Below are 23,564 nucleotides of genomic sequence, written 5' to 3'. Positions count from 1 at the left end.
GGAAAGCGGCCGAAATTTTTTTTCAAAATGGACTTAACCGTATTACTCGTCAAAGGGATCATTATCCTCGTCATTTTCGGGATAACACTCCTGATTGCGACCTACTCCACCTACGCCGAGCGCAAGGTGGCGGCCTTCCTGCAAGATCGTTTAGGCCCAAACCGGGCAGGCCCATGGGGGCTTCTGCAACCCATTGCCGATGCGGGCAAGATGTTCTTTAAAGAGGACTTCATTCCGTCGCAGGCCAGTAAATGGCTATTTATCCTCGGCCCCTGTCTGGCCATGCTCACAGCCCTGATGGCTAGTGCGGTTATTCCGTTTGGCGACAGCATTCGATTTGATAACTATTCGATTCCGCTTCAGGCTATTGAAATCAACATTGGCGTGTTGTACATCTTCGGTGTTGTTTCGCTGGGTGTATATGGCGTCATGGTAGGCGGCTGGGCATCCAACAATAAGTTCTCGCTCCTGGGTGCTATCCGGGCGGCATCGCAGAACATCAGTTACGAAATTGCGCTTGGACTTTCCATGATTGCCATTCTGATGATGACCGGGTCGCTTTCTGTGCGGGCTATTGTCGATCAGCAGGCCAGTTTCTTCGAGTGGAACATCTTCACTCAGCCATTGGGCTTTGTTATTTTCCTGACATGCGCTTTTGCAGAATGTAACCGTACTCCGTTCGACTTACCCGAGTGCGAAACAGAACTGATCGGCGGTTATCACACGGAGTACAGCTCTATGAAACTGGGCTTTTACCTGTTTGCCGAGTATATCAATATGTTTGTGTCATCGGCTTTCATTTCGGCCTTGTATTTTGGTGGGTTCCATTATCCATTCATGAATGAAGTAGGCAATGCACTCGAAAAGTCGATGGGTGCCATTACCGGACATAACATTGCCACGGCCATTGGCTTTGTGGTATTCTTCGGCAAAATTTTCTTCTTCATCTTCTTTTTCATGTGGGTTCGGTGGACGCTTCCCCGTTTCCGCTATGACCAACTGATGAATCTGGGCTGGAAAACGCTCATTCCGCTGTCTATTCTCAATGTTGTGATAACCGGCGCTGGTCTGTTGTATAACTTTAAGTATTCAACCTGGGCCATTGTTATTGTTATGGTTCTTATGGTAGTCGTATCAGGCGCACGGGCACCAAAGCGGGAAGCCATTCCGCAACAAGTTTAAGTTAACGGCGATTCAAAATTGTGTTTTCAGCCGGTTAACTCTGGTACTACACTAAACTGAATTCCATAAACCGAATACTGAAAAGAATGCAACTAACGAATCGATCCAAGCAAGTCAGCAATAAAGAAATGACGCTGGCCGAGAAGATGTACCTACCCGCCATTGTGGGTGGGCTTGCCATCACGATCAGCCACTTTTTTCGTAAAAAGCCGACGATTCAATACCCTGAGGTAAAAAAATACCTCGGTCCCATTTATCGGGGGCATCACATCCTGAAACGGGATGAACAAGGCCGCGAGCGTTGTACCGCCTGTGGCCTGTGCGCGGTAGCCTGTCCGGCAGAAGCCATCTCGATGGTAGCGGCAGAGCGTAAGAAAGGCGAGGAAAACTTGTACCGGGAAGAGAAATACGCGGCCGTGTACGAGATTAACATGCTGCGTTGTATCTTCTGTGGTCTATGCGAAGAAGCTTGCCCTAAACAGGCCGTTTACCTTCGTCATGATCTTATGGTTCCTGTTTTCCAGGAACGCGACGAAGTTATTTATGGTAAAGATCGACTGGTCGAGAACATGAACGACCGGTATATTCGGGTAGCTAACTCCGAAGTCCAGACTACCCCAACGGAGCCCAGCCTAACGCGGGCCGCGACCTAGCCGACCTTTTTCTACTGTTGTTTATTCGACTAAGCTACACAATGACTGAATTTTTGAGTTTTTTCAAATCCCTGACGCCAACCGGCTATCTGTTCCTTTTCCTGACAGTACTCACGTTGTTTAGCGCCATTGGTGTTGTTACAGCGCGTAACCCGGTCTACAGCGTACTGGCGTTGATTGCGACGTTCTTCTGTTTATCGGGCCATTACGTGCTGTTGAACGCACAGTTTTTGGCAGCTGTCAACATTATTGTTTACGCAGGGGCTATCATGGTCTTGTTTCTGTTTACCATCATGTTTCTGAATCTTCGGAAAGAAGATGAAGAGTCGAAAACAAACCTGACCAAAATGGCGTCGGTAGTCGTTGGCGGGTTATTGATGATCATGCTGATCACGATCTTCCGGGCTAAGAGTGCGCAGGTACCTACGGTCAATGCTGGAACGTTCAGCGCAAAAACAGGATTGGTTGAGAATTTAGGGCAGTTGCTGTATAGCGATTACATCCTGCCTTTCGAGCTTGCCTCCGTGCTTTTCCTGGTTGCCATGGTTGGCGCTGTCATGCTCGGCAAACGCGAAGCTGGTGATCGTCACTTCTGACCAGGATTTATCGGATTTAATTGATCTTTTTGATTTCAAAAGCCGCTCGTATGAAGACACGAGCGGCTTTTTTTTACGCTCAATTCTTAGCTGATTTCTTTACCTGCCCCAACCCAAACTGATCGCCTGCCGCTATGGCCCTGTTACCAGCGAAATGAATCTCGACCATCTTTTCGCTCTGCACATCGTTGTACTGTTCATCTTCCAGACTGGCAATGATTTTCCGCGTCTTCACATCAATCACATCGCCGGTTGACGGGTACGCGTATTTACCATCCAGACTAAACGTAATCCAGCCGGGCATATCTTTTACCAATATAGACGTTTTCTGCACCGGCGGCATAACGGTATTGTCGAATACATGAAGGCGATTGTTGGCTCCATCGCAGAGCCAGATTTCCTTTTCATCGGGTGTCATCCCAATCCCATGACTCGGGCAGCCGTGCCGCTTCACTTCGCCGATATTGAACCCTTCCACAACCACCCGGTGCAGAAACTTTCCACTGACCAGATCACCCACTTCAAAACCAAGCAGACCATTTACATTCACATACACCAGCGTCTGGGCTCCATTAATCGTAAACGGACGAATGTCTGCGCCAAACGGACCCACTTTTTTGACGACCGTATGCGTTTTCGCATCGGCCACATTCAACATGGTCGATTTGAGGCCAGCCAGGTACACATAGTTGCCATCGGGTCCGTAAATGGTGTTGTGGGCACCGGAATTGGTAACGATTTTCCTGATAATATTCCCGGTTTTGGCGTCAACCACCGTCCAGAACTCTTTCTCCAGCGACGGCATGTAAATCGTTTGCCCGTCCGGCGAAATCGAAATACGGTCAACACCCCCTTCGTACTGCTTTTCCCATACGAGTTTCTCGGTAGTCAGATCAATACACTGGAGCGCTTCCAGCGTGCTGATGTAAATGCAGTTTGTTGCCAGACTTACATCAACGCCTTTTACATTAGAAGGCTTGCCATCTTTATTGAATCCACCGGTTTTCACAAATTTCACAAACCGATGGTTATTATCCATGTCGAACACCTGAATCCCGTGCCCGCCATAACCCAGGTAATTGCGTACGCCGGGGGTCACTACGTATAAATACCGCTGTACTTTAGGGGCTAACGTTTCAGTAGCGTTCCAGGACAAAGGAGCAGTTGATAAAGGTATCCAACCGGTTGCCGTGACAAGAAGCAGGCTGGTTAGTAGCAGGAAGAAGGCGTTGATTTTTGGTTTCATGGCTTAGGTCTTAACGGAATAGAGCCAACGACGGCACACACCTATAAAGGTCATTTGCCCGCGATTATCCTCACAACCTAGTACAATTCGACTATACAGACGCTCATGAGGGCAGTAAAGCACCTTGAATTGCACTTGTCAAAAGAAAATAGTATGCTTGCATAATAATTTGACGAATCGCTGTAATTTTTCGATTGAAAATTCAGTTATTGTCATGAATTTCCTGCTTAACCAGTAAATCAACATCGCATCTTTATGGACGCATACATTGTAGCCGGATATCGTACAGCTGTGGGTAAAGCACCACGTGGCGGTCTCCGCTTTACCCGCCCCGATGATATGGCGGCCGAAGTTATCAAGCATTTATTAAGTCAGGTTCCCGCACTGGACCCGGCCCGCGTTGAGGACCTTATTGTAGGCAATGCCGTGCCCGAAGCCGAGCAGGGTATGCAGATTGCCCGTTACATAGCCTTACTTTCATTGCCCAACAGTGTTCCTGGCATGACCATCAACCGGTATTGTGGTTCAGGTCTAGAGGCTATTGCCATTGCTTCGGCAAAAATCCACGCCGGTCTGGCCGATTGTATTATTGCCGGAGGCACCGAGTCGATGTCGATGGTACCCGTAATGGGCTGGAAAACGGCCCTGAACTACGAAATAGCCAAAACGCACCCCGACTACTATATTGGCATGGGGCTTACGGCCGAACAGGTTGCCCAGCAATTTAATATTAGTCGCGACGCTCAGGACGAGTTTGCGTACGCTTCGCACGTGAAAGCGCTGGCTGCTCAGAAAGACGGTAAATTTGCCGACGAAATAGTGCCCATCAAGGTGAGCGAAACGTATTTCGATGCGGAGAGTAATAAGAAGAAAACACGTGAGTGGACCGTTGCTCAGGACGAAGGTCCACGGAAAGACACCAGTGCCGAAGGTTTGGCCAAGCTGAAACCCGTTTTTGCTGCGGGGGGCTCCGTTACGGCCGGCAACTCATCGCAAACGTCAGACGGAGCCGCTTTTGTGGTGGTAATGTCCGAGCGGTTGGTCAACGAGTTAAACTTACAACCCGTTGCGCGTATGGTATCATATGCCACCGCCGGTGTAGAACCTAAAATTATGGGTATCGGACCGGTAGCGGCTATCCCCATCGCCCTCAAAAAAGCCGGTTTACAACAGAACGACATCGATCTGATTGAACTGAATGAGGCCTTTGCGGCTCAGGCGCTGGCCGTTGTTCAGGAATTGGGGCTAGACCCCGCTAAAATCAACCCGAACGGAGGTGCCATTGCCCTTGGTCACGCGCTGGGTTCAACCGGGGCACGGTTATCGGTACAACTATTGAACGAAATGCGCCGTCGAGATCAGAAATACGGCATGGTATCGGCCTGCGTTGGTGGCGGGCAGGGCGTAGCCGGCATTTTTGAACGCCTGAATTAATTTGTAGCCAGGAGACCATAAACGAGCTGGGTACTGAACTGATTAATCAGGTTCGGTACCCAGCTCGTTGCTTTGTATATAGCTAGGATCTTGTGTTATCAGAACTATTATTAACGGGATGGATGACAAAGTCATAAGGCTGTTCACGTCAATAGTTGGTGCAAGGGTATATTTCATCTAATTTGGCTACTTGTTTGCCGAACTTGTATGAGATCTACCTTTATTGCCCTCTTTCTAATTTACATGTGCCTGTCGGAAGTTCAGGGACAGCGTCGCAACAGGCAACCCATATTGTATTCTGAAATCGGTATTGGAGCCGGTTCAGCGATTTATCGGGGAGAGTTGGCCCCCATAAGCCAGTTGGTGCAGCCTATTGCGCCACTTCCCCGCTGGAACGTTGGGATAAACTACATGCGTCATCTCACGCCTTATTTCTCCGTTCGAGCCTCGTTTACCTGGATACGTTTAGTTGGCGACGATTATACCTATAACAAAGACAACCCTAACCTGCATCCGGTCCAGTTTCATCGAAATCTTCATTTCAGAAATGATTTGAAAGAAATCGCCGTAAGTGGCATCTACCAATTTTTTCCGGAAACGGCACGGCCTTCTCAACGTCCGTCTTTGACGCCCTATGCCACGCTCGGTCTGGCGTTGGTGGCCCACAATCCACAAGCACGGTTACCCACCCGCACTTCTGGCGATGCATTAGGTGCCTGGACCGACCTACAACCACTGGGAACCGAAGGACAGGGGCAAGCCGGTTATGCAAAGCCTTACTCGCTGATTGCGCTGGCTATACCCGTAGGGGTGGGCCTTCGCTGGAAACTCAACCAAAGCCTGAACGTATCCGCCGAGCTTAGCTTTCGCTATACGTTTACGGATTATCTCGACGATGTGAGCGGGCTGTATCCCAATAGAAGCGACCTGCCGAACGAACAGTCGGCTATGCTTTCTGACCGACGCTACGAACCCACCGATGCCCGCACGGGTCAAAGTCGAACGTTCGAACTGGCCAGCCTGACGAACGTATCGACCAATGTAAGACGCGGATTACCGGGTAATGACATCTATATACTCACTCATCTGGCCGTTCACTACCTGATTCCAACGCCTGTAAAATGCCCTAACTAATAATCGTAAGCACCGAATCTTCTCATTTTTCCCGGTCAATGGCCAGTAGCGTTTGCAACAACACAGTAGCCCCGTTGCCAATATCGACCCCTTTCGAAAATTCTTTGGGCGAATGGCTGATGCCCCCTACGCTGGGGATGAAAATCATGCCTACGGGGGCAATTTGTGCTATTTCCTGCGAATCATGACCGGCACCACTTTGCATGTATCGATAAGAAAGTCCCAGCGATTTGGCGGCACCGATGATCTTATCCTGAATGGGTTTAGCCGTTAAAGCGGGAATGACAGGCACGCCCGACTGAGCGAAGGTAATGGTCGTTTCAGACGCTTTAGCAATCTGGCTGGCCTTGCTCTCGAATTCGCGAAACAGCATCCAGATTTTATCGTACGACAAATCCCGGATTTCTACACCCAGCACCACTTTTCCCGGAATAACATTGTACGCACCGGGCTCAACCACGAGTTTACCCACCGTGCCAACTTGCCGCCCTTCGTGACTCGTAACCACTTCATTCAGTGCGATAATAAGTCGGGAGGCTGCCAGCAGCGCATCGCGACGGATATTCATGGGCGTGGTACCGGCATGGTTGGGTGTACCTTCAATCGTAGCATCCCAGTGTTCAATCCCAACAATGCCCTCAACAATACCGATTTGCTGATTTTCCGTCATCAGAATACCACCCTGCTCGATGTGCAGTTCGATGAAGGCGATCAAATCACCTTTCTTTCTGACCACTTTGCTCAGGCTATCCGGATTGCCGCCAATTGCCCGGATACCATCAGCAATGGTTAGCCCACTTTGGCTTACCGACTTCAGGGCAGCCGGGGTAATTTTACCAATCATGGCACCGCTGCCAACGGTACCCCCTTCTTCATTCGCAAAAATGATCAGCTCCAGCGGGTGTTCCGTAACGATCTTGTTCTCATTGAGCGTCTCGATCAACTCCAGCCCACTAATTGACCCAACGGGCCCGTCATAATTACCGCCATTAGGTACGCTGTCGATGTGCGAGCCGAAGCCGATGGGTTTCAGGTTCGGGTTTTTCCCTTTCCGGCGGCCGATGATGTTACCCGCAAAGTCAATGCTTACGTCGAGTCCGGCTTTTTTCATCAGGCCGATAAAGTAAGCCCGCCCTTCCAGATCAGCTTTGCTGTACGCCACCCGCCCTATCCCACCATTAGGCAGTTCACCAAATTTTGATAACTCCAGCAAGCGGTTTTGAATTCGCTGCGGATTGATTTTCAGGTTTTGGAACGGCACCTGAGCAGTTGCCAAGAACGGAATCAGTGAAAGACAGATAAGTAGTGCTTTTTTCATGGATTGTCAGAAAGGAATTGATTTATAAAAGGCTCATAATCAACTCCATTAAATACGTAAATAACAAGAAGGCAAATAACTAAATTTTGGGCTGTTAAACGCATTTTTCCTACAACAAGCCTTCTTTAGGCAGACATACCTAATGTTGGACAGAGGAAGGGAAAAGTTAAACAAAAAATATTATTAGTATGCTTGCATACTAATTTTGAATTGACTTTATTTGTTAACGAATTAGTATGCAAGCATAATAAACTCTTTTTTCAACATGATTGCGACAGAACCAAAAGCTTCCTTAAAAGGTGGCGAATTTCTGATCAAAGAAACGCAGGCAGCACAGGTTTTTATTCCTGAAGAATTTACCGAAGAGCAGCAGATGATTGCGGCTACCTGCCGCGAGTTCCTGGAACGTGAAATCTGGCCGCGTCTGAATGAAATTGATAACGCCAAATCGCCGGAGCTGATCTCATCGCTGATGGACAAAGCCGGTGAATTAGGTATTTTGGGTACTTCGGTTCCTGAAGAATACGGCGGCTTTGGTACAAATTTCAATACATCAATGCTGGTTGCCGAAGTAACCGGTGCCGGGCATTCGTTCTCGGTGGCGCTGTCGGCCCACACGGGTATCGGTACGTTGCCCATCGTATATTACGGTAACGAAGAGCAAAAAGCCAAATACCTGCCTAAATTGGCATCGGGCGAGTGGAAAGCGGCTTACTGCCTCACCGAGCCGGATTCAGGTTCGGATGCAAACTCCGGCAAAACAAAAGCAACGCTGACCGAAGATGGTAAACACTACGTTCTGAATGGTCAGAAGATGTGGATCACCAACGGTGGTTTTGCTGATGTGTATATCGTTTTTGCCAAGATCGACGCAGACAAAAACCTATCGGCGTTCATTGTCGAACGGGGTTATGAAGGTATCGCGATGAATGAGCCGGAGCACAAAATGGGTATCAAAGGCTCTGACACCCGCCAGATTTTCTTCAACGATTGCAAAGTACCCGTCGAGAACTTATTGTCTTCGCGGGAGAACGGCTTTAAAATCGCGGTAAATATTCTGAATATTGGCCGAATCAAACTCGGTATTGCAGCCGTTGGTGGCTCGAAAGAAGTAATAAATCACGCTGTTCGGTATTCCAACGAACGGAAGCAGTTTAAAACGGCTATTTCGCAATTTGGTGCCATCAAGCACAAGCTAGCCGAAATGGCGCTGAAGGTGTACGCATCCGAAACGGCTTCGTACCGCGCCGGTCAAAACATCGACGACCTGATTGAAGACCTGAAAGGACAGGGTATGGACGATGCCTCCGCTAAACTGAAAGCGCTGGAGCAGTTCTCGATCGAGTGCGCGATCATGAAAGTGCATGGCTCGGAAGTGCTGGATTATGTGGTCGACGAAGGCGTTCAGGTATACGGCGGCATGGGCTACTCGGCCGATGCTCCCATGGACCGTTCATACCGCGATGCGCGGATCAACCGGATTTTTGAAGGCACCAACGAAATCAACCGGATGCTCGTTGTGGACATGCTGCTGAAGCGGGCCATGAAGGGTGAACTCGATTTGATGGGACCAGCCATGGCCGTTGCCAAAGAGATCATGTCGATCCCCGATTTCAATTCGGATGAGGAAGAAGGCATATTCGTTGCCGAGAAGAAAGTCATTCGCAACCTCAAGAAAGCCGCCCTGATGGTATCGGGAGCCGCCGTTCAGAAGTTCATGATGAACCTCTCGAACGAGCAGGAAATCCTGATGAACGTAGCCGACATGGCCATTGAAATCTACGTGGCAGAATCGGTGCTGTTGCGCGTTGAGAAGCTGATCGGTATCCAGGGCGAAGAAGCGGTGGCGCTTCAGAAACAAATGGCATTGGTGTATCTTCACGAGGCCGTTGAAAAAGTAAACAACGCCGGTCGGGCTGCCATTACATCATTTGCCGAAGGCGATGAGCTACGGGGCATGCTGATGGGTCTGAAACGGTTCACGAAAATTGAACCAATGAACCTGAAAGATGCCCGTCGTCAGATTGCCGATGCGATGATTGCCGAGAACAAGTATATTTTCTAGAAACGAAAATTTCAGAGTATATAGTAACGAGCCAGACCTGCACAGATCTGGCTCGATTTGTTTGTGAGGAAGTATGTTCATGAGTTAGCCTAACGTACCGAATCCTTACATCCCTTCACCACAACAAACAATGGAGAATTGGAGTCGTTGAGTAGGACTAGTCAATGTAGATTCCTATGGCCTCATTCAGCTTCCGATCCGTCTTTATAGCCTTTACCCTGCTGTTTCTGCTAAGTTGTGGCGGCAAGAACACCTCCTCCAATGTTGAGTCGCCGGGAGACGAAAAGACGGTCAAGACGAAAACACTGGAAACGGGCGCGGATCTACTTCAGAATAAGGCACCTCTCAACAAGCTGAACATGTATCTGGATGGCTTTCATTTTTACAACGGGCACATGGAGGGCCAGATGGAAGCGCACCACTATTGCTCAAGCATCAATGAAGACCTCACCCAGTGCGTGATTTACGATGGCAATGGCGAAAATGCCAAGATCATGGGCATTGAGTACATTGTGTCCGAAAAACTGTTCAAAACCCTGCCCGATGAAGAAAAGAAACTCTGGCATAGTCACGTCCATGAGGTAAAATCAGGTCAGTTGATTGCGCCCGGCATTCCACAGGTAGCCGAACACGAACTAATGGAAAAACTGGTATCTACCTACGGTAAGACCTTCCACACCTGGCACACCGACCGTGAGTTGACACTGCCCGTTGGCCACCCGATGGTCATGATGGGATTCACTAAAGACGGCCAAACGAACCCGAAGATGGTTGCCGACCGCGATAAACGGTTCAACGTGTCGACTACTAAAAATAAGGAGAATCGGACCGATATTCCGGCTCCCCAAATCCAGCCCGGAGCGGATGCCTGGCAGCAGGGAGAAATCCGTCAGTTGAAGGTGGTAAATGAGGCCGGACCTACCCACAGGCACCAATAGCTCGTAAAGATGTCGATTTTTCAACCGAGCCAAACCCTACTGACATAGGGCTGTCACTACCATGCGCGACCTTTGTTGTGATGAGTAAAAAACACACAGCAAATCTCATGACAACTGAACTAACGAGCCCCGCAAATGCCCTCCAGGTAAAAGAAACCCAGCCTTTCACCGCACTTTGTTTCACTACCCACGCTACCCTCCTGACGCTTCCCCAGCAAACGGACGGATCGGCTCAGCGTCTTTTTCAGGAAGCTACGCGGCTTGGCCTCACCATCACCGGTCCTATTCACTGGATATATACCGGTGTAAATGGCGATGAAACCAATGAGTTCCAACTGGAAGTTGCGCTGCCCATTAGCCAGCCGGGCGATCCATCCGATGCATTCATCTACCGTAGCTTTCGCTCGTTTCGGTGTGCCTGTCATTCATACACAGGATCCTGGAGCGACTCCGGCCCGGTATACGATGCACTTTTCGCTCAATTGTATCGGGATGGGTATCAGAATGATGGGCATATTCGTGAGGTATATGCTGTTGTTGATCTGGAAAATCCATCGAACTGTGTGACAGAAATACAGATTGGACTCGTGTAAGCCCAATTCGCTTAAAAGAACATAGGCACCGATGTTGGTAGAAAAACCAGCATCGGTGCTTTTTTTATGGACTCTAAAGCGTTGTACTTTTCAGTAGCTTTATAAGGTCTCTCAAAACGGCTGCTCATGAAAAATCAAGACTACAATTCCCGACGCACTTTTTTACGTAATCTCGGCGCGGGTGCCTCGGCTTTATCTTTACCCCTTGCCGGCTTCGGCGAAACGCTGACCTATCAGAATGAGCACAGCGGTATTCATTCGCTGGTCACCAATCTCGATTCGGTACGCTCCTCGCAGCCGGGCCGTAAACTGGGCATCGCGCTCGTTGGGCTGGGAGGCTACAGCAAAAATCAACTGGCTCCCGCCCTGCAGCAAACCCAGCACTGCCGTCTGGCGGGTATCGTAACGGGTACTCCATCCAAAGCCACCGAGTGGATGCAGAAATACAACATCCCCAAGGAAAACGTTTACGACTACAAGAACTTCGACCGCATTGCCGACAACAAGGACATCGACGTGATTTACGTCGTGCTGCCCAACTCGATGCATGCCGAATACGTCATCAAAGCCGCTCAGGCCGGTAAACACGTCATTTGCGAGAAGCCAATGGCCATTTACCCAAAGGAGTGCCAGGCCATGATCGACGCCTGCAAAAAGGCGAACAAGCAATTGGCCATCGGGTACCGGTTGCACTACGAGCCATTCACCAGAGAAGTGATGCGACTGGGTCAGGAGAAGGTATTTGGTGCCGTTAAATTCATTGAAAGCAGCGATGGTTTCCGGAGTGGCGATCCTACGCAATGGCGATTGAAAAAAAGTATGGCCGGGGGTGGTCCCTTGATGGACGTAGGTATTTATGCCGTTCAGGGCACCCGGTATATAACGGGCGAAGAACCCATTACGGTATCGGCACAGTTTGCCCCAAAAACAGACCCTGTAAAATTTAAAGATGTTGAAGAAACGATGTTCTGGCAGTTTGAATTTCCAGGGGGTGCCGTTTCCAACTCGACAACAAGTTATGCAGCGGGTGTTGAACGACTCTACGCTTCCTGCGAAAAAGGCTGGTTTGAACTTTCTCCGGCATTCGGGTACGGTCCGCTGAAAGGCCGCACCAGCAAAGGCCCGATCGAGATGCCCATTGTAAACCACCAGGCCGCTCACATGGACGGTGTCTGTAAAGACCTGATCGACGGAAAACAACTCCCCGACCATGTAACGGGTGCCGAAGGTATGCGGGATGTGACGCTGTTGCAAGCCATCTACCGGGCAGCCGAAACCGGCCGGAAGATCAATTTAAAAGCTTGATTACGTTAATCAAAAGAAGCTCATCCGGAACTGTAAAATAGTCAGCTAGGTGAGCTTCTTTTTTACTATCCTGTTAAAAGGGAATTTCAAGTAGCTAACTGCACATCCACTTTATGTTGTAAGAATGTTGCCTCTAACAAAAGCATTCTTATTCTCGATTAGAAATAATATGAAATTTCCAGCAAGCAATTGCATATTTATCATCTAATTAACATAATGCCACTTATATAACAGCAAAATACAACCTTTACTAGTGGAAAATGGGTCAATCAACTGTCAAGTCTAAAACTGTATGAAACCGACCAGATCATTATTCGTAACGCTAAGCCTTTGCTTTTTACTACAAGCTTGTAAAAAACCGGACTGTGGTTGTGCTCCTCCGTTTGGCTCAGCGTTAGTTGGCAAATGGCAATGGGTTAAAACCAGCACATCGAGTGGTGATATTACTCCACAAACGCTGGGCCACGACAAAAGCTTGAGTTATGGTAATGACGGCTCACGGAATTATCTCTATTTGACCGAGGATGGGCAGCCCCCTAAGGTATTATATCAAGATAACTCCGTTGGCGAGTCAGATCAAGCCCAAGGTCTGTTAGTAGAACAATTCAGTGGGTCCTATATCCAATTCATGCTTAAGAAGGCTTCTGACAATACGTATCAGACTATGACGACCACTGACTTGGTCACAACCCCCTCGCAAGGTTATGGTAGCACTCGCCATTTCTATCAGCGGGTAGGCATCCCGGATAAACCTTAGTTATTAATCATATTTTTAGCTTTTTCTAAGGTTGATGAGGACTGTCGAGACTTGCTAATTCTGTCTTTTATCAATTTACATAATGATAGTTATACAACACCGCTTCAAAAAGTACAATGCCTGGCCACTGATCGAGCTGACCAGGCATTGTACTTTTTCTCTTTTATAAGGGGGTGGCCCACTTTCGTACGAAATGTACCATCAGACCAATTATGCTAGTATAACAACTCGACTTGAACGGAGGGGATGACAAGTATCTACTTAATATCCTCACACTTATTTTAAATGCGCTTAACCTACAAGTCTAATAAGATTCTAATGCGTGTGAAAAGTTATTGTTTTAGAGCTAATTATATATTTGTGTGGTACTAGTTTATTCCCCGGTAATACTCACCATGAAAACAAGTATAGCTATCTTGATGTTGCTGTCGGTGGTTTGTCACGCACAGGATTCAACAACCAATTACACCCAAAAATATGTTTGGCGGGCATTGATCTTAACTCCTGGTATCACGCACGAGGTCAGGCTAGGCCCCAAAATTACCTTCGTTCCTACCCTGCAACTGGGTGGGGGTTTTGTGGCGTCGGGCACACGAGCGGGCACATTGCCTGGAAATAGTTCGGGCTTTTATTCATCCTACTACCTCAATGTGGTGGCTTCAGCCGAGGGGCGTTATTACTACAATATCGCAAAACGTCTGCAACAGGGAAAGAGCATCAATGCTAATTCGGCAAACTACTTGTCTATCGGTGCTATATCTGAGTCGGCACCTTTTACCGAGCAATATCTGTCGAGCATAGAACTGGCGCGACCCGATAATGATGTTGGCTTGCGGGCCTTGTGGGGGTTACAACGTACCTACCGACGTAATTTTTATCTCAATCTAGCCGCTGGTGTTGGTGTATCTACCCGGGGAACAGGGTTTGCTGGTTCTATACAACTCGGTTATACCTTGCCGACACGGAAGAGATAAAAACGCCCTAATTTAAGACGTTGGTCAGTTTCTTGATCGCTTTAGTCTGCCCATCGAGATAAATAGTAAAGAAACAGAACGTTTTCTTTACCTCGCTCCGTAACTTATTGAATTTCTGTCGGAATAAACTTTGATGGAACATTTCGTACGAATGTAGGCCACCCCCTTATAAAAGAGAAGAAGTACAATGCCTGGCCAGCTCGATCAGTGGCCAGGCATTGTACTTCTTGGAGGATCGTCCTATAACTAAGAATTATATTATGAGATTTTCTTTAACAGAAGAATTTGTACAAAAACTGCTGTTCGTATTTTAATACAATTGTGCTCTACCCAGTCTTGCTATCGAAAAGAGCTTCCGGAGATCCTCAATTGAGGTTATTTTTATCGTGACGTCAGGTCTGAGGACCCGATACCACTGGCTCCAGGTAAAGACGTTGCCAAAAGCCCTTGTTATTACTTATCCCAATGACTGCATCAGGGCTTTTGCTTTGCGGATGTTCGCGTTGGCGCGATCGGTTTCAACCAGACCATCGCGAAGCCGGACAATGCGGTGTGCGTACTCGGCAATATCTTCTTCGTGCGTAACCATGATTACCGTATTCCCCTTACTATGAATCTGGTCGAATAGGTCCATGATTTCGTAGGAGGTTTTGGTGTCGAGGTTACCGGTTGGTTCATCGGCGAGCAGAATGCTGGGATCGTTGACCAGTGCCCGCGCTACGGCTACCCGTTGCCGCTGTCCACCCGACAATTCGTTAGGCCGGTGCCCCGCCCGATTTTCCAGGCCAACATTTTTGAGGGCCATCATTGCTTTTTCGGTACGGTCAGCTTTGCTGTAACCAGCATAAATGAGCGGAAGCGCCACGTTTTCGAGCGATGTTTGCCGGGGCAGCAGGTTGAACGTCTGGAAAACGAACCCAATTTCCTTGTTTCGTACTTCCGCCAGTTCGTTTTCGCCCATGCCGCTAACGTCCTGGTTGTTTAAGATGTATTTCCCGGACGTGGGCGAGTCAAGACAGCCAACAATATTCATGAGCGTCGATTTACCGGAGCCTGATGGTCCCATAAATGCAACATACTCTCCTTTATGAATGCTGATGGTAATTGACTTGAGGGCTTCTACTACCTCGGTGCCCATCACATAGCGTTTGGCAATACTTTGGGTTTCAATAATATTCATAGTTTGTTGGCTTGTCGGGTAGCAGCTACGGATGAACACACAAAGCTACTTTATTGAAGAAACTTCTCTCTACTCTTTTCGATTGACGCTAATTTTTCCTGATAAGCCGCTTCAAACGCCTGATAATCGGCGGGTGTTGTGGCCAGCTGAAGCTTAATCATACCCCTTTCGGCATAGTCCCGCAGGCTGAGTTCCGTACATAAGTTGATGTATGTTTTGAGCAAATCAACATTGTCTTCGTTGAAGGGCAGGGCCGTCAGCACAAGGTCGTAACCCGACTTCGGTTGCTTTCGCTGCTGATCGAGCTGAGCGGCTGCCGTCACGATCCTGGCATTCAGAGGAGCCCGTTGCAGTGCCTGCTGGTACGCTTTTCGAGCCTGCGCAGTCCGGCGGGTGCGTTCGTAGGTCTGTCCCAGCCAATAATCCCGTTCGGCCTGATAGAGGGGTACTATAAATTCTTTGGCCATCGTTTCGGCCGAGCCAACACTTCGCCGGAAGGCCGATAAACGAATGGCAACCACGTTTCGCAGGGAAGTCGCCACCGGACTGACCTGTTTGGGATTCGGCAAACCCGATAGTACCAGTTGTGCATTGCGCCACTGTAGCTGATCGAGAAAATCGTTCGTGAGGGCTACCCCCGCTACGGTTTTGAGGCTTGGTTCCTGAACGGTTTCCCAATAAGCCCCCCGGTTAGGATCATCAGTCCGGTAAGTGGCGTAAAACGCTTTTTCCAGATCAGTCTGTGGTTTCCGCTCCTGATACAATACTTCCTTGAGGGCCGCTACGGCCGGGTCACTTTTAGCGACCGCTTCCCAGAGAGGCTGCGCCAGAGCCGGGTCATTGGCTTTGGTGAGCGCTACCGCGTGGAAATAAATAGAAGTCGTATCGGTGTTGTAGCCGAACGTTTCGGCCGCTTTTCGGTATAACCCCTGCTCCATAAGCCACAGTCCGGTCAGGGAACGGTAAGCAGGGCCATTTTTGTCATCGCCCTCTGCTAACTGGCTCATCAGGCTAAAGGCCGCCGGATGATTGTAGTTATTGTACTCGGCCACGGCGCGGGCGAGGAGTAAATCGTCCGTAAAATCCTGATTGAGGGGGTCCGCCGACAAGCGCTGAAGCAGTCCCGCCAGCGACGTATCTGCCCGTTGTGTGGCTAACGTGTAATTATATAAACTGGCAAAACGACCAACGCTTAACCCTTCTTTGCTCTGCTCCGTAGCCAGCCAGTTAGGCCTTTGGGGCTGCGCGGTATCCGCCTGCGTGAGCAAGCGAAGGGCAAGCGCATTTGACTGATAAGATTCATACGACAAATCCCGGCTGGTTTTTACCAGGCTCGAATCGGCCGCCAGTACTTTCGGGTTTCGGACGTAGAACGACAGCAGGTTGGCTTCCGGCACTTCGCTTTTTCCGGCGTAATCCGTTGCTGATTTCAGGTAATAATAAGCGGAGTCGGCCACGCTGGTGCGTGCGTATAGATACCCCAGGTTGTTTTGCAACTCGCCACTTTTCGGAAACGCCCGAATACCCCGCTGTAAGGTTTTGACGGCTTCAAAGAACAGATTCGTCTGTAAATACGTCTGACTCAGGCCAGCATAATCCTGCGGATGAGGCTGTTTGAGGAGCGCCTGCTGATAAAAGAAAGCAGCTGCCGTCTGGTTGCTCTGCGCGATCGCCAGCGAAGCCAGCGCGTAGTTCGATTTGTGGTTCTGAAATTCCTGCTCCAGCGCGAGCTGGTAGAAGGCACTGGCCGACTGCGGTTCGCCGGTAGCGGTGTACACGTCGCCTAGTCCATTGTAATAACCCGCTACCCCCTGCCGGAACGTAATAAGCCCACCTGATGCCAGCAAAACGGCGATACCAAACACACCGGCCACCCGAAACAGACTCAACTCCAGTCGTTTAGGTTTGTATAGAATGCGGTAAACGGGTAAGTTTTGTTGAAAGATCGGCAGGAAGTTAATCAGGACGTAGGCCACAAAAACCACGCCCATCGCCAGATGCGTGTACACGATTACATCTTCGAACATTTCGACCAGCGGGTCGTTGGCCGTTGCAAACGCGTAGGTGATCGTGAGGGTTGTGAGCAGGGCCAGACCGGCATAGAGATACGCCCCGGCATCGCGAAAAGAGAACGAATCCTGTTGCTGAACCAACCGGCGAAAACCCCAAACCCCCAGCGTAACAGAAATCAGGTACAGAATAAACGGACTGATTGCCAGTAAATCCCAATCAATCGACTTCGTATTTTTGAGCCAGATAAGTATCAGATTGACGAGATACAGCGCACTGACAAACAGAAAGTTATTAAGCCCCAGCACCCGCCGTTGACCAACCGGTACCTCCCCGCCTTCTGAACGCCCGGCCGATGTGAGCCAGACGAGCCCGGCAATGATTTCGGTAGCGATAAAGAAGATAAAACCAATGCTAAACACCAGCAGCACCGGCATTCCGTAGCTGACAACCACTAAAGCCGGAAACGGTACCGGCGACAACGCTCCAATCGCCAGTGCAACGACGGCCGTTAATAGCCCGAACGTAACCAGCCGAACGGGGATGAGGTAGTCAGCCCGGAAAGCGTGGAAATAGTAACTGACCGAACCGAAGACGAACGTCAGCAATAGAAACAGATAATTACCGCCGAGACCCGGGACATCGAGCATTTCCCAGCGAAAAAAGGCCAGCCCGAGAATAAGAATCCCCATGCCGACCAGGTAGCGAATCCGGTCGAGCCGGGTTATGGCGCTTAACAGAAGAACAAACGCCAGACAAACGCCAATTAAAAAAGCTGTAGCCAGACCGGGGTGCGTTTGCATGGCACCCGCAATAAATTGCTCCGAAACTGCATACGCTTTCCCGTTGACGGAGTAATCGAGCAGCCCATCGGAGAAGGTATGCAGTATAATGGGAAGCTCATTGAGTTCGCTCAGCACATCCCACCGAACAACATTGCTCAAGCCTTTCGCCCAGGCAATAGCAAACAGAACAATACTGACAATGAAGGCAATAAAGCTAATCAGATACGTAAGCCGGTACCCCCGGCTCCAATCTTTCCAGAAAAATAAGGATGACATGAAAGAGAAACGTAGTTAACGGCGGGTTAGTGCCTGCTATTCCCTCCTACAAGTCCTGCCGGTCAATCGCTTACTGTTGTCCGCCACTAATCCCTGGCGCAACGGGAATCAGGTTTGTAGTGGCCAGACACGGACTCGCCAGTAGTTTGGCATCGAGCGGAACACGCCACCGCATAGCCCCCGACGTGGTATTCAGGCAATACAAACTAGCATCCTGACTCCCGAAATAAACAAACCCATTGTAGACCACAGCACTTGAACTGATGATACCGCCCGTGCCAAATTTCCAGCGCAACGCACCAGTAGCGGCATCCAGCGAATAGAAGGTTTTATCCTCAACACCCAAATAAACGGCTCCACCGGCAATAGCCGCACTGGCACTTATACGGCCATTAGTGCTGAACTTCCAGCGTTGCTTACCCGTGGTAAGGTCGAGCGCGTAAAACGTGTAATCATCGCTCCCAACATAAACGACTCCATCGGCTACCGTGGGGCTGGATGTAACGGGGCCACCCGTACTGAATTTCCACTTGATGGCTCCGGAAACAGCATCGAGTGCGTATAGATTATAATCGTTGGTACCAATATAAACGACCCCGCTAACTACAGCAGGACTGGATGTGATTTTGTCCCCTGCACTGAATTTCCAGCGTTGCTTACCCGTGGCTACGTCGAGTGCGTATAACGTCTGATCTTTACTAGCTGTGTAGACTACCCCATTGGCAACAACCGGGCTGGATGTAACCCCACCCGCCGTACTGAACTTCCAGCGTTGAGCTCCCGTCAATAAATTGATTGCATACAGATTCTGGTCTTCACTACCCGCAAATACTGTAGTGCCCGATACAACCGGGCTCGACAGGATGCTGTTGCCCGTACTAATTTTCCATTTCTGAGCACCCGTCAGGGCGTCAAAAGCGTATAGGTTACCGTTTTCGCTGCCCGTAAACGCCATACCAGCCGCTACATACGCACTGGCAGAGATTGACGACCCGGTTGATGTCCGCCATTTTACAGCGCCTGTGCCTCCGTCAACAGCATAAAAGTTACCCGCTCCGTTACCAATATACACGAGCGCGCCCCCGTTGGCAATCGTACTTGCCACGCTAGCCGTAACGGTATAAGACTGAATTAACCCATCCATGGCCGTAACGGTGTACGACACTGGCTTGCTAAAATCCATCACAACCCCCGAAGCCGGTGTTATAATGGCGCCGGGCGATACTTTTATGATGGGCAACAGTTTGGTTAAATCGGTCCCAGCCGGTACGGTCGCTCTGACGCTATACACAACAGAGTCTACGACCGCTGTAGCCGCCGGAGCCACGTTCGTGAAGGTGAATGATTCAATCGCCTTACCGGTTGTAACAGGCTGGGTATCAATTGATGTTTTACAGGCTGCAACCAGTAAAACAAAACCGGTCAGCCGAAGCAGTGAAGTAGGTAAATTCCGAAACATGAGCACAGCTACATTAATTGAGTGGACGGACAGTCCATACATGATCAATGTATTCCTGAGATTCGGTTAACGTAACTCAGGAAACATTACTTAAGTAGCTCAGCACTTATAGTGCCAAAGTAGTTTTTTCGGTATACAAACAGCTTACTGAGTGCCTTACGGTATCACTACCCCCGGCCGGTCATTTTTGTGAGTCGCAACAACTTAGCCGCTACATCAGCAGTTAGTTGATTTGGCTGCAATCGCCACTGCCAGCTTCGACCGCCCAGGCCCGGCGTATTCATCCGGTGGGTTTCGTCAAGATTCAACACATCCTGGATGGGCATAATGGCCAGACGCGCTACCGACTGCATCGTGAGCCGACAGACCTGATCGACCACGTTCTTTTCAGTTACTTTAGTGCCGAGGTAATCGTTCATGCGCTGCCGGTGGAGCTTATCCAACTCCCGGAACCAACCCAGAGTCGTGTTGTTATCGTGCGTGCCGGAATAGACCACAAAGTTCTCGGCGTGGTTGTGAACGGCATAGGTCGACGTGGGCATGTCGACTCCGAAGCCAAATTGAACCACCCGCATACCCGGTATCCCGTAATGCCGGAGATACGGCTGAATGTCGGCGGCCTTCGCTCCCAAATCTTCAGCAATAATGGGCAACTGAACAAACTGCCGGTGCATAGCGTGCATAAAAGCCTCAATGGGCGCTTTCACCCATTCCCCCACTTTGGCAGTCGGTTCGCTGGCCGGGATTTCCCAATACACCGCAAAACCCAGAAAATGGTCGAGCCGTGTCAGGCTGTAGAGGGACATCTGGTGCCGCAGCCGATGCATCCACCAGACAAAGCCGGTCCGTTCGTGCTCCGCCCAGTCGTAAATGGGATTGCCCCATCGCTGCCCATCTTCACTGAAATAATCCGGCGGGGCACCGGCAACGAACAAAGGCTGGAAGTTTTCGTCAAGCTTAAACAGTTCTGGGTTGGCCCACACATCGGCGCTGTTAAACTGTACGTAAATTGGTATGTCGCCAATTAAGTGAATCTTCCGGGTGTAACAATACGCGGCCAGTTCATTCCATTGCCGCAAAAAGAAGTACTGGAGTACCTTAATTACCTCAATTTCATCGTGTAGTAATGCTGCCTGTTTAACCAAAGCATCGGGGTTACGCCGGACAATTTCGGTAGGCCACCGAACCCAGACAGGCTCCCCGGTCGACTCCTGCAAAGCCGTGAACAGCGCGTAATCGTTCAGCCAGTCAGCTTGCCAGGCGCAAAACCGGTCATAATCGCTGCGCTGGGCGGGGGTCGCTTCCCGCAGAAAGGCCTGAGCCGCCCGTATTAACAGCGGTCGTTTTTTTATCCAGGCGGCATGGAGCGTAGAAGGCACAGACAGAAGTGGTGCGGCAACTACATCGGCATCGACAGAATCTGATGGTTCTGTAACGACTACATTGTGAACGGGCTGATCGTTAAATACCGCCAGATCATCGCCATTTAATAAATTTTCGTCGGCTAATTTCTCCAGGCTGATCATCAGAACATTCCCGGCAAAAGCCGATGGACTGCTGTAAGGGGAGAACCCGGCGCCGGGGTCAACGGGGGTTAGTGGTAAAATCTGCCAGTAGGTTTGCCCGGATGCTTCCAGAAAATCGGCGAACCGATACGCTTCGGGGCCTAGATCGCCAACACCATGTGCGGAGGGTAGAGAAGTAATATGGAGCAGTAAACCACTTGAGCGTTGCTGGAGCATGAAAAAGAATCGTTGAGTCGAAAGGTATGCGTCGATAGCGAGCCGTTTTATGTCAACCAGTACCTGATCACTCTCAACTATTAACTGACCGCCAACGACTACCGACTTGTTTTTGTACAAATCCGCCCCAGACCGCTTTTGTTTACTTTTTGTCGTAAAAACCTTATTGCCAAATGCATTCCCGACAGAACCAACTAGAAAATGACTAGGCTCTTCCTTGACCTTACGCGGTTTTTCTCCTACTTTTGCAGTCCCAAACAATGGGCAACTTTTAATTAACAGCATATCCTATACAAATGAGTACGGCAACGGCAGTCAATACGGGTAAGATTACGCAAATAATCGGGCCGGTCGTGGACGTGAGTTTCGAGGGCGAAGGCTCGCGAATTCCGGCCATCCTGGACGCCCTCAAAGTAACTAAAGCCAATGGACAACAGGTAATCCTGGAAGTTCAGCAACACCTGGGCGAAGATCGTGTGCGGACTATCGCAATGGACTCGACAGACGGTCTATACCGTGGTATAGAGGTTGTTGACTTAGGCCATCAGATTACGATGCCAACGGGCGAAGGCATCCGGGGTCGGCTTTTTAACGTTGTTGGCGAAGCCATTGACGGTATTCCACAACCAACCACAACCGGTGTTGGCCTGCCAATCCACCGCTCAGCGCCTAAGTTCGAAGACCTGGCGACATCGACCGAAGTACTGTTTACTGGCATTAAAGTTATTGACCTGCTTGAGCCTTACGCCAAAGGCGGTAAAATTGGTCTCTTCGGTGGTGCCGGTGTTGGCAAAACCGTATTGATTCAGGAATTGATCAACAACATCGCCAAAGCATACGCGGGTCTGTCCGTATTTGCCGGTGTGGGTGAGCGTACACGTGAGGGAAATGACCTGCTGCGCGAAATGATCGAAGCGGGCATTATCCGCTACGGCGATGCCTTTAAACATTCGATGGAAGAAGGCGGCTGGGATCTCACGAAAGTCGATCTCCAGGAGATGACCAATAGCCAGGCTACCTTCGTTTTCGGCCAGATGAACGAGCCACCGGGAGCACGTGCCCGCGTAGCTCTATCAGGATTGACCATTGCCGAGCACTTCCGTGACGGCGACGGTGAAGGCGAAGGTCGCGACATTCTGTTCTTCGTTGATAACATCTTCCGGTTTACCCAGGCGGGTTCGGAGGTATCGGCTCTGCTGGGTCGTATGCCATCGGCCGTAGGTTACCAGCCTACGCTGGCTACCGAAATGGGTGTCATGCAGGAGCGGATTACGTCCACTAAGCGGGGTTCGATCACCTCGGTACAGGCCGTTTACGTACCTGCCGATGACTTGACTGACCCAGCTCCGGCTACCACCTTTGCTCACTTAGATGCTACGACTGTATTAAGCCGTAAAATTTCCGAGTTAGGTATCTACCCAGCCGTTGACCCTCTTGACTCTACGTCACGGATTCTGTCGGCCGAGATTCTTGGCGACGAACACTATAACACGGCTCAGCGCGTAAAAGAGATTCTGCAACGCTACAAAGAATTGCAGGACATCATCGCCATCCTGGGTCTGGAAGAATTATCGGAAGAAGACAAACTGATCGTAAGCCGCGCTCGTCGTGTACAACGCTTCCTGTCGCAGCCGTTCTTCGTAGCCGAGCAGTTCACCGGTTTAAAAGGTGTACTCGTTCCGATCGAAGACACGATCAAAGGCTTCAACCAAATCATCGACGGTAAGTATGACCACTTGCCCGAAGCGGCTTTCAACCTGGTTGGAACCATCGAAGATGCCGTTGCCAAAGGCGAGCGTCTGTTGAAAGAATCCGGTCAATAAGCCATTACGTTCCGGCTACGACTCTAAAGTAACCCTGTAGAGTCGTAGCCGGAAACCTGCCATTCCTTCCTCAATTCAAATTAGTTTAGTAATT

18 protein-coding genes are annotated in these 23,564 nt (G+C 49.8%); 12 read left to right on the top strand and 6 right to left on the bottom strand.

Annotated features, from left to right (window positions below; genetic code table 11):
* Positions 1-27: 27 nt before the first annotated feature.
* From nuoH to CRO74_RS11225, 3 genes are all read left to right on the top strand, one after another.
* The gene (nuoH, locus tag CRO74_RS11235) at positions 28-1,182 is read left to right on the top strand and encodes an NADH-quinone oxidoreductase subunit NuoH (protein WP_097127073.1); all 1,155 of its coding nucleotides are present in this window, start codon (positions 28-30) and stop codon (positions 1,180-1,182) included.
* An 86-nt stretch (positions 1,183-1,268) separates the two neighbouring features.
* A complete protein-coding gene (locus tag CRO74_RS11230; protein ID WP_097126166.1) occupies positions 1,269-1,835 on the top strand; it encodes a NuoI/complex I 23 kDa subunit family protein in 567 nt (188 codons plus the stop codon).
* Positions 1,836-1,876: 41 nt separating this feature from the next.
* Complete coding sequence (locus CRO74_RS11225) at positions 1,877-2,431, top strand: NADH-quinone oxidoreductase subunit J family protein (RefSeq protein WP_097126165.1); 555 nt, start codon at positions 1,877-1,879, stop codon at positions 2,429-2,431.
* Positions 2,432-2,510: 79 nt separating this feature from the next.
* Here CRO74_RS11225 and CRO74_RS11220 read toward each other — a convergent pair whose 3' ends face one another.
* On the bottom strand, positions 2,511-3,677 hold the full coding sequence (locus CRO74_RS11220; protein ID WP_097126164.1) for a YncE family protein: 1,167 nt from the start codon (positions 3,675-3,677) through the stop codon (positions 2,511-2,513).
* A gap of 255 nt (positions 3,678-3,932) precedes the next feature.
* Here CRO74_RS11220 and CRO74_RS11215 point away from each other — a divergent pair, with 255 nt between their 5' ends.
* Together CRO74_RS11215 and CRO74_RS11210 are read left to right on the top strand one after the other, a co-directional pair.
* Positions 3,933-5,111: an acetyl-CoA C-acyltransferase gene (locus CRO74_RS11215; protein WP_097126163.1), complete on the top strand. Its 1,179-nt coding sequence runs from the start codon at positions 3,933-3,935 to the stop codon at positions 5,109-5,111.
* Positions 5,112-5,318: 207 nt separating this feature from the next.
* Positions 5,319-6,245: a DUF6089 family protein gene (locus CRO74_RS11210; RefSeq protein WP_245877823.1), complete on the top strand. Its 927-nt coding sequence runs from the start codon at positions 5,319-5,321 to the stop codon at positions 6,243-6,245.
* 22 nt (positions 6,246-6,267) lie between these two features.
* On the opposite strand, the gene CRO74_RS11205 is transcribed toward CRO74_RS11210, so the two are convergent.
* A complete protein-coding gene (locus CRO74_RS11205) occupies positions 6,268-7,563 on the bottom strand; it encodes a Zn-dependent hydrolase (RefSeq protein WP_097126161.1) in 1,296 nt (431 codons plus the stop codon).
* Positions 7,564-7,828: 265 nt separating this feature from the next.
* Between CRO74_RS11205 and CRO74_RS11200 the strand changes: the two genes are divergently transcribed.
* The 6 genes from CRO74_RS11200 to CRO74_RS11175 all read left to right on the top strand — a co-directional run bounded on the left by CRO74_RS11200 (position 7,829) and on the right by CRO74_RS11175 (position 14,195).
* Positions 7,829-9,628: an acyl-CoA dehydrogenase FadE gene (locus CRO74_RS11200; RefSeq protein WP_097126160.1), complete on the top strand. Its 1,800-nt coding sequence runs from the start codon at positions 7,829-7,831 to the stop codon at positions 9,626-9,628.
* A 176-nt stretch (positions 9,629-9,804) separates the two neighbouring features.
* Entirely contained in the window at positions 9,805-10,566 is a 762-nt protein-coding gene (locus CRO74_RS11195; RefSeq protein WP_097126159.1) for an OBAP family protein, read from the top strand.
* 107 nt (positions 10,567-10,673) lie between these two features.
* The gene (locus CRO74_RS11190) at positions 10,674-11,159 is read left to right on the top strand and encodes a GyrI-like domain-containing protein (RefSeq protein WP_097126158.1); all 486 of its coding nucleotides are present in this window, start codon (positions 10,674-10,676) and stop codon (positions 11,157-11,159) included.
* Between the two features lie 126 nt (positions 11,160-11,285).
* Positions 11,286-12,464 carry a Gfo/Idh/MocA family protein gene (locus tag CRO74_RS11185; RefSeq protein ID WP_097126157.1) on the top strand — a complete coding sequence of 393 codons (1,179 nt, stop codon included), beginning with the start codon at positions 11,286-11,288 and terminating at the stop codon, positions 12,462-12,464.
* Between the two features lie 292 nt (positions 12,465-12,756).
* Positions 12,757-13,221, top strand: coding sequence for a hypothetical protein (locus CRO74_RS11180; RefSeq protein ID WP_097126156.1), 465 nt, complete (start codon positions 12,757-12,759; stop codon positions 13,219-13,221).
* Between the two features lie 395 nt (positions 13,222-13,616).
* Positions 13,617-14,195 carry a hypothetical protein gene (locus CRO74_RS11175; RefSeq protein ID WP_144035901.1) on the top strand — a complete coding sequence of 193 codons (579 nt, stop codon included), beginning with the start codon at positions 13,617-13,619 and terminating at the stop codon, positions 14,193-14,195.
* Positions 14,196-14,652: 457 nt separating this feature from the next.
* Here CRO74_RS11175 and CRO74_RS11170 read toward each other — a convergent pair whose 3' ends face one another.
* The 4 genes from CRO74_RS11170 to malQ form a co-directional block, all read right to left on the bottom strand.
* On the bottom strand, positions 14,653-15,375 hold the full coding sequence (locus CRO74_RS11170; RefSeq protein ID WP_097126154.1) for an ABC transporter ATP-binding protein: 723 nt from the start codon (positions 15,373-15,375) through the stop codon (positions 14,653-14,655).
* 50 nt (positions 15,376-15,425) lie between these two features.
* Positions 15,426-18,446, bottom strand: a complete 3,021-nt coding sequence (locus CRO74_RS11165; protein WP_097126153.1) for a hypothetical protein — start codon at positions 18,444-18,446, stop codon at positions 15,426-15,428.
* Positions 18,447-18,516: 70 nt separating this feature from the next.
* A complete protein-coding gene (locus CRO74_RS11160; protein ID WP_179830175.1) occupies positions 18,517-19,905 on the bottom strand; it encodes a beta-alanine-activating enzyme beta-propeller domain-containing protein in 1,389 nt (462 codons plus the stop codon).
* A gap of 167 nt (positions 19,906-20,072) precedes the next feature.
* Complete coding sequence (malQ, locus tag CRO74_RS11155; RefSeq protein ID WP_097127072.1) at positions 20,073-21,647, bottom strand: 4-alpha-glucanotransferase; 1,575 nt, start codon at positions 21,645-21,647, stop codon at positions 20,073-20,075.
* A 296-nt stretch (positions 21,648-21,943) separates the two neighbouring features.
* Between malQ and atpD the strand changes: the two genes are divergently transcribed.
* Positions 21,944-23,470, top strand: coding sequence for a F0F1 ATP synthase subunit beta (atpD, locus tag CRO74_RS11150; protein ID WP_097126151.1), 1,527 nt, complete (start codon positions 21,944-21,946; stop codon positions 23,468-23,470).
* The last annotated feature ends 94 nt before the right edge of the window (positions 23,471-23,564 follow it).

The sequence above is a fragment of the Spirosoma fluviale genome, from assembly GCF_900230225.1.
GTDB lineage: Bacteria > Bacteroidota > Bacteroidia > Cytophagales > Spirosomataceae > Spirosoma > Spirosoma fluviale.
The sequence above is the reverse complement of the archived record's forward strand: the minus strand, read 5'-3'. Positions and strand labels throughout refer to the sequence as shown.